Annotated in this window: 11 protein-coding genes; 9 read left to right on the top strand and 2 right to left on the bottom strand. The window is 62.6% G+C overall.

The genetic code is table 11. The features are described 5' to 3' along the window. Window positions 1–125: 125 nt before the first annotated feature. A complete protein-coding gene (locus V3C40_RS20390; protein ID WP_331778380.1) occupies window positions 126–920 on the bottom strand; it encodes a PhzF family phenazine biosynthesis protein in 795 nt (264 codons plus the stop codon). A 144-nt stretch (window positions 921–1,064) separates the two neighbouring features. Between V3C40_RS20390 and V3C40_RS20385 the strand changes: the two genes are divergently transcribed. The 4 genes from V3C40_RS20385 (at window position 1,065) to V3C40_RS20370 (ending at window position 5,549) form a co-directional block, all read left to right on the top strand. Then, window positions 1,065–1,430: a toxin-antitoxin system TumE family protein gene (locus V3C40_RS20385; protein WP_331778379.1), complete on the top strand. Its 366-nt coding sequence runs from the start codon at window positions 1,065–1,067 to the stop codon at window positions 1,428–1,430. After that, the gene (locus tag V3C40_RS20380) at window positions 1,427–1,777 is read left to right on the top strand and encodes an HVO_A0114 family putative DNA-binding protein (protein ID WP_219307422.1); all 351 of its coding nucleotides are present in this window, start codon (window positions 1,427–1,429) and stop codon (window positions 1,775–1,777) included. The genes V3C40_RS20385 and V3C40_RS20380 overlap by 4 nt, the downstream gene beginning before the upstream one ends. 112 nt (window positions 1,778–1,889) lie before the next feature. Further along, window positions 1,890–5,030 carry an error-prone DNA polymerase gene (locus tag V3C40_RS20375; RefSeq protein ID WP_331778378.1) on the top strand — a complete coding sequence of 1,047 codons (3,141 nt, stop codon included), beginning with the start codon at window positions 1,890–1,892 and terminating at the stop codon, window positions 5,028–5,030. Between the two features lie 39 nt (window positions 5,031–5,069). After that, window positions 5,070–5,549, top strand: coding sequence for a GNAT family N-acetyltransferase (locus tag V3C40_RS20370; protein ID WP_331778377.1), 480 nt, complete (start codon window positions 5,070–5,072; stop codon window positions 5,547–5,549). Here V3C40_RS20370 and V3C40_RS20365 read toward each other — a convergent pair whose 3' ends face one another. Then, the gene (locus tag V3C40_RS20365; protein WP_442907304.1) at window positions 5,550–6,959 is read right to left on the bottom strand and encodes an FAD-binding oxidoreductase; all 1,410 of its coding nucleotides are present in this window, start codon (window positions 6,957–6,959) and stop codon (window positions 5,550–5,552) included. A gap of 183 nt (window positions 6,960–7,142) precedes the next feature. On the opposite strand from V3C40_RS20365, the gene V3C40_RS20360 reads away from it, so the two are divergent. The 5 genes from V3C40_RS20360 (at window position 7,143) to V3C40_RS20340 (ending at window position 12,446) form a co-directional block, all read left to right on the top strand. Continuing rightward, window positions 7,143–8,054 (top strand): ChaN family lipoprotein, encoded by a 912-nt coding sequence (locus V3C40_RS20360; RefSeq protein WP_331778376.1) that lies wholly within the window; start codon window positions 7,143–7,145, stop codon window positions 8,052–8,054. A gap of 141 nt (window positions 8,055–8,195) precedes the next feature. Then, window positions 8,196–8,951: a tonB-system energizer ExbB gene (gene exbB / locus V3C40_RS20355; RefSeq protein ID WP_331778375.1), complete on the top strand. Its 756-nt coding sequence runs from the start codon at window positions 8,196–8,198 to the stop codon at window positions 8,949–8,951. Between the two features lie 3 nt (window positions 8,952–8,954). Beyond that, on the top strand, window positions 8,955–9,380 hold the full coding sequence (gene exbD, locus V3C40_RS20350) for a TonB system transport protein ExbD (protein WP_331778374.1): 426 nt from the start codon (window positions 8,955–8,957) through the stop codon (window positions 9,378–9,380). After that, window positions 9,377–10,156, top strand: coding sequence for an energy transducer TonB (locus tag V3C40_RS20345; protein ID WP_331778373.1), 780 nt, complete (start codon window positions 9,377–9,379; stop codon window positions 10,154–10,156). Before exbD ends, V3C40_RS20345 begins: the two co-directional genes overlap by 4 nt. A gap of 31 nt (window positions 10,157–10,187) precedes the next feature. After that, the gene (locus V3C40_RS20340; protein WP_331778372.1) at window positions 10,188–12,446 is read left to right on the top strand and encodes a TonB-dependent receptor domain-containing protein; all 2,259 of its coding nucleotides are present in this window, start codon (window positions 10,188–10,190) and stop codon (window positions 12,444–12,446) included. The last annotated feature ends 18 nt before the right edge of the window (window positions 12,447–12,464 follow it).

Below are 12,464 nucleotides of genomic sequence, written 5' to 3'. Positions count from 1 at the left end.
ATCATTTCATCATTCACCAGCGATACTTTGTTTTGTTATTACAAATTTGAAGTAACTGTTGTTTCCTGGTTGATTATCTTTTCGCCGCTGCCCGGCTTGCCTCGTACTGGTGCGGCATGCCCCGTTCAGGTGCTGCGTTGCACCATGCCGCCCACCAGGATTTCCACAGGGCTGTATTGCACCTGGATCAGACACGGCTGCTGCGTCACGTGGCCCTGATGCAGGCGCAGCGACTGTTGCAAATGGACTGCCAGCGCGCCCGCCGCCACGCCCGTGGCGCTGTCTTCCAGCGCCGGATCGAGGTGGTTGAAGTTGCGGCCCTCGTACTCGTGCTCGCCCGTGCGGCAATACGCATAGCAGCCATTGATTTGATGTAAAGCGCTCCAGTCGGCGATCAGTTCCAGGTTCGGCCGCAGCGCGCGCAGGGTGGTGCGGTCGGCCACTTCCAGCAGCAGTTTCGGGCTGCCGACGGAGGCGATGACGGGCGGCGACAGCAAGTGCATGTGCTGGCCCATCAGTTCGGACGGCACATATTTTTCCAGCATGACGGACGGTGCTGGCTGCGGCGCCAGGCCGATAAACAGACCGGCTGCGTTGTACACCAGCTGCAAGGCTTGCCCGCGCATGGCCGTGGTGACCGTCAGGGTTGCCGGGGCGCCAGGCGCCGTCAGCAGCACATGCGCGGCCGCCAGGGTGGCGTGCAGGCACAGGGGGCTGCGCGTGTGCGGATAAAAATAGTCGAGCACGAGGCATCCCTCCGCGCCGTCCGCCTGCCGGTCGATGAAGACGCAGGCGCTGACCTGGCGCTCGCGGGCGAATTGCTGGCGCGCCGTTTCGCTGCTGTCGTCGTTTTCCACGACCAGCGCCGCATTGCCGCCACCGGGTGCGGCGCCGAAACATTTCAAGAGATGGACGATCATGGCGGGCGATGTGAACGGTAAAACACGAGCATAAACGAAAATCCGTGCAAAGCTTCAGGATGTCTTGGTCGACTGTAGTCCCAAGGCTCTGCTTATTGATCATTTCGTAGAAGTGGTATATCAACAGATGATATACTTTGTCGCATGTGGATCGATCCTGCCATTGATACATTGCTGGACCTCGATGGTTCCATACTCGACCAGGATGGCGGCTATTGGATCAAGATAGAGGCCAAACGGACGAAGGTATCGGATGAGATCCCTCACGGCATACGCTATTCTCTGACGCTGCACGAACCGTATGGTAAACGCATCCTCGGTTACGACAATGCGCACATGGTAAAGCCGCCAAAGAAATTCAAATATGCGGGACGTATCGTGGCTTTTGACCATAAACACCGGCATCCGTCGGATCAGGGAGTGCCTTATGAATTCAAGGATGCGCAGCATCTCATCACTGATTTCTTTGCTGACGTGGACCGCGTTTTGCTGGAGGTAAAAAAACAATGAAACCGATTTTTATTGGCATCATGCCGCAAGAGAAAATCCGCGAACGCGTGTTGGCTATCGCTAGCGGTACCTATAAACCGAAGCCGAACGAACCTAAAGTCTGGTTCACTTCCATCAAATCGCTGGCGGAAGTCCTGAGCGACGAAAACCGGGCATTGCTGCACGTGATTCTGGAAACGCAACCGGAATCCATCTCCGCATTGGCTGAGACAACAGGCCGTAAACCGAGCAATCTGTCGCGCACATTGAAAACCATGTCCAACTACGGCATCGTGGAACTGAAACGGGAGCGCAATCAAGTTCGCCCCATCGCCACCGCGACGGAGTTTCGCATTGTCGCGCATTGACGTTTCATGCTCTCAGCGGTTGATTTTCTAAATCAACAGTCGTTGCGCTTCCCGGCCACCTTTTCCAGATGAGTATAATATACTGTGTTTATATACAGTATTGAGGTAGATCATGTGGGGCGCCGTCTTACCCGAGTATGCTGAGTTGTACTGCCTGAGCAATTTCAGCCTCCTGCATGGGGCCTCGCATGCGGAAGAGCTGGTGGCGCGCGCCGTCCAGCTCGGCTACAAGGGGCTGGCCATTACCGACGAGTGCTCGCTGGCGGGCGTTGTGCGCGCGCATGCGACGGCCAAGCGGGCCGATTTTCCGCTGATCATCGGCGCGCATTTTCACTTGACGCAGGCCGACGGCAGTCCGGCCCTGTCCTTGCTGGCGCTGGTGCGGGACATCGACGGTTACGGCAATTTGTCGGAACTGATCACGATGGCGCGCACGCGGGCGGCCAAGGGGCGCTATTTGCTGACGCCTGACGATTTCGCCGCGCCTTCGGCGGAGTTTGCCCATTTGCAGGGGCTGCCAGGCTGCCTGATGATCTTGCTGCCCAGCTATCCGGCCCAGCCGGAAACCGTGCGCGCGCAGGGGACGTGGATGGCGGCTACCTTTGGCGGCGAGCGCAGCTGGATCGGCCTGAACCTGCTGCAGCGGGCGCAGGATGACGCGCACCGCAGTGCCGTGCAGGAGGCGGCGCAGGCGCAGGGCTTGCCCGTGGTGGCTGTCGGTCACGTGTGCATGCACGTGCGTTCGCGCAAGCCCCTGCTCGACACCCTGTGCGCGATACGCGTGGGCAAACCCGTGGGCGAGTGCGGCTACGCGCTGGCGCAAAATGCGGAGCAGCATCTGCGCGCGCGCCTGCGCCTGGCCAATGTGTATCCGCCGCAGGCGCTGGCGGAAACCGTGCGCATCGCCAAGAAGTGCACATTTTCCCTCGACAGCCTGCGCTATGACTATCCAGTCGAGCTGGTGCCGCACGGCCACACGCCGGCGACCTATCTGCGCGAGGAAACGTATGCGGGCGCGCGCAGCCGTTTTCCGCTGGGTATTCCGGCCAACGTGCAGGAGCAGATCGAGCAGGAGCTGGATCTGATCGCCGAGCTGTCGTATGAAGCGTACTTTTTGACCGTGTACGACATCGTGCGCTTTGCCCGCTCGCAAAACATCCTGTGCCAGGGCAGGGGCTCGGCCGCCAATTCGGCCGTCTGCTATTGCCTGCACATCACGGAAGTGGACCCGGCACGGGGTAACTCGCTGGTCGGGCGCTTCATGTCGCGCGAACGCAACGAGCCACCCGATATCGACGTCGATTTCGAGCACCAGCGGCGCGAGGAGGTGATTCAATATATCTACGGCAAATATGGGCGCGAGCGGGCCGCGCTGGCAGCCGTGGTGATCAGCTACCGGCCGAAGAGCGCCTTGCGCGACAGCGGCCGGGCGCTGGGGATCGACCTGGCCATCGTGGAAAAAGTGGCCAAGGCGCATCGTTGGTTCGACGGCAAGTGCGATCTGCTGGAACGCCTGGCCGAATGCGGACTCGACCCGGCGGCGGCATTGTCGCAGCAGTGGGCCGGTCTGGCGCAGCAACTGCTGGGCTTTCCCCGCCACCTGTCGCAGCATCCGGGCGGCTTTGTGATTGCACAGGGAAAATTGTCGCGCCTGGTGCCGATTGAAAACGCCAGCATGGCCGAGCGCAGCGTCATCGAGTGGGACAAGAATGACCTCGAGGAGCTGGGCTTGATGAAGGTCGACGTGCTGGCGCTGGGTATGCTGTCGGCCCTGCGCCGCGCGCTGGAGCTGGTGGGGGCGCGGCGCGGCGAGGAATTCCGCCTGCAGGATATTCCCGCCGAAGACCGCGCCACCTACGACATGATGTGCCAGGCCGACACCATCGGCGTGTTCCAGATCGAGTCGCGCGCCCAGATGAGCATGCTGCCCCGGTTGCGCCCCCGTGAATTTTACGACCTCGTCATCGAGGTGGCGCTCGTGCGCCCCGGTCCGATCCAGGGCGGCATGGTGCATCCGTATCTGCAGCGGCGCCAGCAGAAAGAACCGGTCGACTATCCGAAGGGTCTGGAAAAGGCGTTGGGACGCACCCTGGGTATCCCGATTTTTCAGGAGCAGGTGATGCAGGTGGCCATCATCGCCGCCGACTTCACGCCCGGCGAAGCGGACCAGTTGCGGCGCGCCATGGCGGCCTGGAAACGCAAGGGCGGCATGAACAATTACAAGAAACGTATCGTTGAAACGATGGTCAAAAATGATTATGACCGGGAGTTCGCGGAGGCCATCTTCAGCCAGATCGAGGGCTTTGGCGAATATGGTTTTCCCGAGTCGCACGCGGCCAGTTTCGCGCTGCTGACATACGCCAGTTCCTGGCTGAAATGCCACGAACCGGCCGCCTTCCTGTGCGCCTTGCTCAACAGTCAGCCGATGGGCTTTTACAGTCCATCGCAACTGGTGCAGGATGGTCGCCGGCATGGCGTGCAGGTGCTGCCCGCCGACGTCGCCGTCAGCGGCTGGGAAGCGGCATTGGAAGACGGGCAGGGCGCCGCGCCCGCCGTGCGCCTGGGTTTGAACAGCCTGTTCGGCATGCGCGCCGAGGCGGCCCTGCGCATCGAGGATGCGCGCGCCATCGCCGCCTTTGTCGACGTGGCCGATCTGGCGCGGCGCGGCGGCCTGGATCGCCATGACTTGCAGGTCTTGGCAGCCGGCAACGCCCTGCACGCGCTGGCCGGCCACCGGCGCGAGGCCTTATGGCAGGCGGCCGGCGCCGTGCCCGACAGGGATTTACTGCGCGTCACCACGCAAGAGGAAGACTTGCCCGTGCTGGCCGCACCGACGGAAGGCGAGAGCATCGTCAGCGACTACCGCGCGCAAGGCCTGACTTTGGGCCGCCACCCGCTGGCGCTGCTGCGCAGGCAATTGCTGGAGCAGCGTTTCCTGCCCGCGTCCGCGCTGGCCAGCTACACGGATGGCCAGCTGGCACGCGCCTGCGGCATCGTCACCGTGCGCCAGCGTCCGGGCACGGCCAAGGGCGTGATCTTCATGACACTGGAAGACGAGACTGGCACCGTCAACGTCATCGTCTGGCCCGACCTGGTGGAAAGCCAGCGGCGCGAAGTGCTGAGCGCGCCGCTGCTGGGCGTGTATGGCGTGTGGCAGCGCGAGGGCATCGTGCGCAACCTGGTGGCCAAGCGCCTGGTCGACATGTCGCATCTGCTGGGACGCTTGCGCACCAGCAGCCGGGATTTCTGTTGAGAGTTGCAGGCGGGGAGGAGGGCATGGCATTATTTAAGAATGACAACATCACCCGAACCGACACTGCGCCCCGCCCTCGTCGCCGACGCGCCCGCCATCGTTGCCCTGATCGACGATCTGATGCCCTTTCTGACCCTGCATCCGGATGGTGCGGGGGCGGAAAAATTCATCGAACACTGCCGCCAGCCAGCCATTGAAGGCTATCTGTCGCAGTCGCGCTATGCGTATCAGCTCGCGCATATCGGCGGCGAGCTGGCCGGCGTGGTTGCCATGCGCGACAACACGCATCTGTTCCATATGTTCGTGCCGCGCGCCCTGCACCGGCGCGGCATGGCGCGCCGCCTGTGGCAGACCGCCCGCGATGCGTCGCTGGCCAGGGGCGGCGTGACGGCCTTTACTGTCAACTCCTCGCTGTATGCCTTGCCCCTGTACACGAGCTTGGGCTTTGTCGCCACGGGGCCGAAGGTGGAAATGGATGGCATCGCCTTCGTGCCGATGCGCATGGCATTGACGGCCTGATTACCAGCGCACGATCTTGCCCGGATTCATGATGTTCTTCGGGTCCAGCGCGTGCTTGAGGGCGCGCATGGTGTCGATGGCGCCTGCACCATGTTCTTCCATCAGGAACGCCATCTTGTGCATGCCCACGCCGTGTTCTCCCGTGCACGTGCCATCCATGCCGATGGCGCGCGTGACCATGTCGCTGTTGACCTTTTCCGCGCGCGCGATGTCGGCCGGGTCGTCGGGGTCGACCAGCATCTGCACGTGGAAATTGCCGTCGCCGACGTGGCCGATGATGGCGTAGACGAGGCCCTGCGCTTCGCAATCGGCCTTGGTGGCGAGGATGCATTCGGCCAGGCGCGAAATCGGCACGCAGCAGTCGGTGGAAATGGCGCGGCTGCCGGGGCGCATCTGCAACAGCGCGAAATACGCGTTGTGGCGCGCGGCCCACAGGCGCGAGCGGTCTTCGGGGCGGCTGGCCCACTCGAAATCGCTGGCGCCGTGTTCCGCCGTGATGGCTTGCACCAGCTGCGCCTGCTCGGCCACGCTGGCCGGCGTGCCGTGAAATTCAAACAGCAACAAGGGTTTCTCCGGCAGCGCCATCTTGTCGTAGGCATTGATGGCTTTCACGCCATTTTCATCGAGAAACTCGACCCGCGCCACAGGAATACCCATCTGGATGGTCTGGATCACGGCGCTGACGGCTTCACCCGTGCCGGGGAACGAGCACACGGCCGCCGAGATCGCTTCCGGCAGCGGATACAGTTTCACCGTCACTTCCGTGATGATGCCCAGGGTGCCCTCGCTACCGACGAACAAACGCGTCAGATCGTAGCCGGCCGACGATTTTTTCGCCCTGGTCCCCGTCTTGATGATGCGCCCATCGGCCGTGACCACCGTCAGGGCCAGCACGTTTTCGCGCATGGTGCCGTAGCGCACGGCGTTCGTGCCAGAGGCGCGCGTGGCTGCCATGCCGCCCAGCGATGCATTGGCGCCGGGGTCGATGGGGAAGAACAGGCCCGTGTCGCGGATTTCTTCGTTGAGTTGCTTGCGCGTCACGCCCGCCTGCACGGTGGCCGTCAAGTCTTCAGCATGCACCGCTACCATCTGGTGCATTTGCGACAGATCAATCGTCACGCCGCCATGCAGGGCCAGCACGTGGCCTTCGAGCGACGTACCGCTGCCGTAGGCGATGACGGGCACGTCGTGCGCGCTGCACAGCTTGACGGCGGCCGCCACTTCCTCGGTGGAATGGGCGAAGATGACGGCGTCCGGCAGCATGGGGGGATAGCTCGACTCGTCGCGGCCATGGTGTTCGCGCATGGCTTGCGTCATGGAAAAGCGGTCGGCAAAGATCAGGGAAAGTACGGCAGCAAGAGAGTCTGGCAGCGGTTTTCTCAGTACCGCCAACTGGTCAGTTTGATTCACGCAAGTCCTCCGTTTTTTTTATTCTACCCCGCACCTGGAGATTTCACCGAAGCACCATTTTTGCCAGTTGTAAAAAATTCCGCATGATGCGCCGCGCAGTTGTTGTAAATGAGAATCATTTCTATTAAAATGCCCGCCAGTAGTTATTTTGCAATGCGTGCTTCAACCCGAAAGGCCATGCCCATGAGATTCCCCCTGTCCCTCGCCGCCGTCCTGCCCGCCTGCGTGCTGGCCCTGAGCGCCTGCGGCAGCGTCACGCCCGTCACCGGCGCCACCGCCGTTGCGCCTGCCGCTGCGCAAGACGTGCGCCAGCTGGGCGAGATCGTCGACCTGCGCAGCGGCAAGCGCGTGACTGCCGAGCAATTGCTGGCCCAGCTGGCCGCCGCGCCGCGTGTCATCGTGGGTGAGCAGCATGACCAGCTCAGCCATCACCAGATCGAGCAATGGCTGTTGCAGCAGTTGCAGGGCCAGCGTCCGCAAGGCAGCGTGCTGCTGGAAATGCTGAACCCGGACCAGCAAGCCAAGGTGGACAAGGTCAAGCCATGGCTGCAGACGGACCCCGTCGTGCGCCCCGAACACGTGGCCGAACTGCTGGCCTGGCAGCCGAACTGGAAGTGGGCGCAATATGGCGACCTGGTGATGACCGTGATGCGCGCGCCGTATCCCGTCTGGTCGGCCAACCTGGACCGCAGCGAGATCAAGCAAATGTTTATCGACAAGCCAACTGTTCAAGGCAAGCATTCGAACCTGGCCAACGATGGCAAGGTGCATGCCAAGCTGAAAGACATCATCCGCGTCATGCACGACAACCAGATCGACGAACCGCGCCTGGCCGCCATGCTGTCGGTGCAGCAGCAGCGCGACCGCCGCATGGCCGAACGCCTGCTGGCCGCACCCGCGCCGGCCGTGCTGATCGCCGGCGCCTACCACGCGCACAAGGACCTGGGCGTGCCGCTGCACGTACAGGACTTGACGGGCGGCCCGGCGTCGCTGGTGCTGGTCCTGGCGCAGCAGGGCGCGGCAGTCCAGGCGCCGCAGGCCGATTTCGTCTGGTTCACGCCGGTTGTTGCGCCCGCCGTCGTCAGCGTCAAGTAAACCGTTTTACCTCCGCCGGGCGTTCAGCCCGGCATTCTCCCCCAGCAAGCGTCTTCGCAGCAGCCAGGTAGTTCGTCCGATTTTTTTGCATGCGCGTGCGCGCCGTTGGCGAAGCCATGCCTGTTACCTGTTGAAGCTTCCATGCGTATCTCCTGTCTCAAAGCCGCTACCTGCGGCGTCGTTCTTTCCCTGTTGCATGCCACGGCGCAAGCGTCCGCCGTGTCGCACGACATGTCGCCGCTGGGCATGTTTTTCGCTGCCGACCAGGTCGTCAAAAGCGTGCTCATCGGCTTGCTGGTCGCCGCGCTGGCCACCTGGGTGGTCTTGCTGGTGAAGGGCGCCAGCTTGCTGCAAGCGCGGCGCGAAGCGGCGCAAGCCGTCGCCGTGCTGAAGACGGCCACTTCCTTGCCCGACGCGGCCGTCAAAGTGGAGGGCGCGGGCAGCACTTCGCTGGCGCAACAGCTGCTCGACGACGTGCAGCAGGAATTGAATTTATCGCACGCCAGCGCGCCAGCGGCGGCCCTGAAGGAACGGGCCGGCTTTCGCCAGGAACAGTTCATTGCGCAGCAGGTACGCAGCATGACGCAAGGCATCGGTCTGCTCGCCAGCATCGGCGCCGTAGCGCCGTTCGTCGGCCTGTTCGGTACCGTGTGGGGCATCATGAACAGTTTCATCGGCATCGCCGCCAGCCAGAGCACGAATTTGGCCACTGTCGCGCCCGGCATCGCGGAAGCCTTGCTGGCCACCGCCCTGGGCTTGGTGGCGGCGATTCCCGCCGTCGTCATCTATAACGTATTGAGTCGGGGCATCAACCAGTACAAGGCGCAGCTGCGCGCCGCTTCCGCGCAAGTGCTGCTGATGCTGAGCCGCGACCTCGACACGCGCCAGCAGGCCTGAGCCATGGCTTCCCTGTTTCCTTCCTCGGATGACGACACCGCCGACATGCCGGAATTGAGCGAGATCAATGTCACGCCCTTCATCGACGTGATGCTGGTGCTGTTGATCATCTTCATGGTGGTCTCGCCGCTGGCCACCGTCGACCTGAAAATCGACTTGCCGGCCGCCACGGCCAAGCCGGCACCGCGCCCCGACAAGCCCCTGTTCGTTTCCCTGAAAGCCGACCGCAGCCTGTACTTGGGCGAGGCACCCGTGGCGCGCGAGCAATTGGGCAGCTTGCTCGACGTGCAAACGGGCGGCGACCGCCAGCGCATCCTGTTTTTCCAGGCCGACAAGCAAGCGGCCTATGAAGATGTGCTGGGCGTGATGGATGCCCTGCGCCAGGCCGGTTATCTGAAAGTGGGCCTGGTCGGCCGGGAGGGCGGGTGAATCCGCGTCCGATATTGAACTGGGGCATCGCCACGTCGTTGGTGGTGGCAGCCTCACTGGCGCTGCTGCTGTGGGCCGGCTGGCAGCCCGTCAGCGTCGCTCTCACGCAGCCGCCCGCCAGCGTGATGGTGGTGTTTGCCGCGCAAGCGATGTCGCCGGAAACACGGCAAGCGGCAGCGGCAGGGGCGCGCCACTCGGCGGCGTCCAGCGCCGCCCAACCCAAAAAGAGCACGGCCAGGCAAGAGGCGCTGCCCGTGCAGGCGCGCGCCGTCGCGCCGGAGATTGTCGCGGCTGAAAAAGAAGCGAAAGCAGAAACCAGCCCGTCGACGGAGCCGGGCAAGGATGCCGCGAAGGAAGCGTCCGTGCCCGCGCAAGCGAGCAGCAGCGCCACGCCGGCGCCGGCCGCCGTGCGCGGTCCGCAGGCGGCGCCATTCGATAGCGATACGCCGTCGACCAATGCCGCGCCCGCCAGCTGGCAAAGCCGCGTGCTCGGCCACCTGGCCCATTTCAAACGCTATCCGGGCGACGCGCGCCAGCGCAAGCGGGCCGGCGCCGCCTGGGTACGTTTCCAGGTGGACCGCGACGGCAAGCTGCTGGCCAGCGAACTGGTCACCTCATCGGGCACGGTGCTGCTCGACCGCGAAGCGCTGCAAGTGCTGCAGCGCGCGCAGCCGCTGCCGGCGCCGCCCGACAACGTCTTGCGCCAGGGCACGGTGACGGTCACCTTGCCCGTGTCGTTCAAGCTCGACGCCGAGAGCGGCCACGGCACCAGCTGAATTTTTCAATCACATAAGAAATCGAGGGTGTATGCATATCAAGACAATGACGCAGGCCGTAGGCATCTGCATGGCTTTGCTCGCGCAGCAGGGATGGGCGCAACAGACACAAGACAATGGCAAGGTCGTGTTTTCGCCGCTGAACGTATCGGGCGAGGCTGTGTCGGCGGAACAGCAGGCGCTGGAAAAACCGGGCGCCGTCAGTGCGCGCGGCGCCGATACGCGCTTGCAGCCGGTCGACCAGATACTGCGCGGCATGCCGGGCACGTTTACCCAGATCGATCCCGCGCAGGGCGCCGTCAGCGTCAACATCCGCGGCCTGTCCGGCTTTGGCAGGGTCAACACCATGGTCGATGGCGTGGCGCAGAATTACTATGGCAGCGCACCGTCGGAAGTGGCGCATGGTAGCGTGCCCAGCAGCCAGTTCGGCGCCCTGATCGACCCGAATTTCATCATCGGCGTGGACGTGTCGCGCGGCAATGTCGTTGGCGGCGACGGCGTCAATGCACTGGGCGGCAGCGCCAACTTCCGCACCATCGGCGTCGATGACGTGGTGTTTGCGGGCGAGAAGGTGGGCGCGCGCACGAAAATGTCCGCTGGCAATAACGGCGTGGGACGCAGCGCCATGCTGGCCGTGGCCATGAAAAACCCTGCTTTCGATGGCGGCAGCGTCGGCTTCATGGTGGCCACGAGCGCGAGCGTGATCGGCAACAACTACAAGAATGGCAAGGGCACGGATAGCGAGCAATTCGGCTTCGGTTACAACCGTTTCTATCAACAAAAGCCGAAGTCGCAATTGCTCAAGCTGGACCTCAAACTGAGCGATTTCCATGCGCTGGAACTGTCGGCGCGCGATTACCGCAATACGTTCACGCGCCGCGATATCCGGAGCGATGACTACTATGTGAAATACCACTACACGCCGTTTTCGGAATTGATCGACCTGAATGTGACGGCCAGCATCAGCCGCGGCAAGCAGAAGTACATGCCGGAAGCGTTGATCAATTTCGTCAACACGAGCACGGCCAACCGTGCCGATGCCTTCGACATCAACAACACGAGCAGCTTCAAGCTGGCGGGCGGCGATGCGCTGGTGACCGTGGGCGGCAAGCTGATGCGCAATCAATACAGCAAGCACGTGGAAAGCCTTGTCGACGATCCCGACAATCCGGATGCCAACCGGCAGTCGATTGAAAACAATACCTTTGGCCCGGCCGGCAAGCAAAAGATCGACAGCCTGTATGCGGGCCTGCAATACAACCGCGGGATTGTTCAGGTCAATGCCGGGCTCAATTACACGCGTTTTGAATTGACGGGCTACAAGCCGGCTTGCGACGAGCGCGTGAAATGCTTCCCGCAAGGGGCGGCGCATATCGCGCTGAAGGAACACGGGATCAATCCTTCGCTGCTCGTTTCCGCGCAGGTGACGCCATGGTTCCAGCCGTTTGCCAGCGCCGAGCGCACCATGCGCGGGCCGAATCCGCAGGAAGTGTTTTTTTCGAATGACGGCGGCGCGTCGATGAACCCGTTTTTGAAGGGCGAGAAAGCGACGACCTATCAGCTGGGCTTTAATTCAAGCCTGCACGGTTTGCTGAGCGCGAACGATGCGCTGAACTTCAAGGTCTTGTATTTCAAGAGCAAGATCGACGGCTATATCACCAGCCAATCCTTCCTCGTCTGCGACAACGGGCGCAAGTGCAATATGTCGGAAGTGATCGCCACGGACTGGGAGACGGTCGACGAATACGTGACCAATATGTATATCTACATCAATTCGGCCACGCCCGTACGCACGCGCGGCTGGGAACTGGAAGCGCAATACCAGCTGGGCCCGGCTTTTGCGCGGCTGTCGTACACGCGTGAAAAGACCAGTCAGCCCACCTCGATCGCCAGCGCGTGGTTTGGCGCGTCCGACATCAGCGAACTGCCCAGCACCTACTACAACCTCGATGTGGGCACGCGCTTGCTGGACAATAAAATGGAGGTGGGCGCCATCATCAAGCACACGGGATCGAACCGCCGCCTGTCGCCGGACAACGAAGCCGATGAGGTGACGGGGGAAGTGGCGAAGGTGGACAATCCGAAGATCCCGGCCGTGATCGATTTGTATGCGAGCTGGCAAGTGACGAAAAACCTGTTCCTGCGCCTGTCGGTGCAGAACGCCATGGACAAGAATTATTCGGAAGCGCTGAACCGGCTGAACTCGATGCCGTCGCAGTCACAGGACAACACGCCGATGAGTACGGCGCGGGGCAGGACGTATGTGGCAGGGCTGGAGTACCGGTTTTAAGGTAGTCCCCAGCCCTGC

It is taken from the genome of Janthinobacterium sp. LS2A, assembly GCF_036543145.1.
Classification (GTDB): domain Bacteria; phylum Pseudomonadota; class Gammaproteobacteria; order Burkholderiales; family Burkholderiaceae_D; genus Janthinobacterium; species Janthinobacterium aestuarii.
Note: the sequence above shows the minus strand (reverse complement) of the source record. Positions and strands in the feature narration are given on the sequence as shown.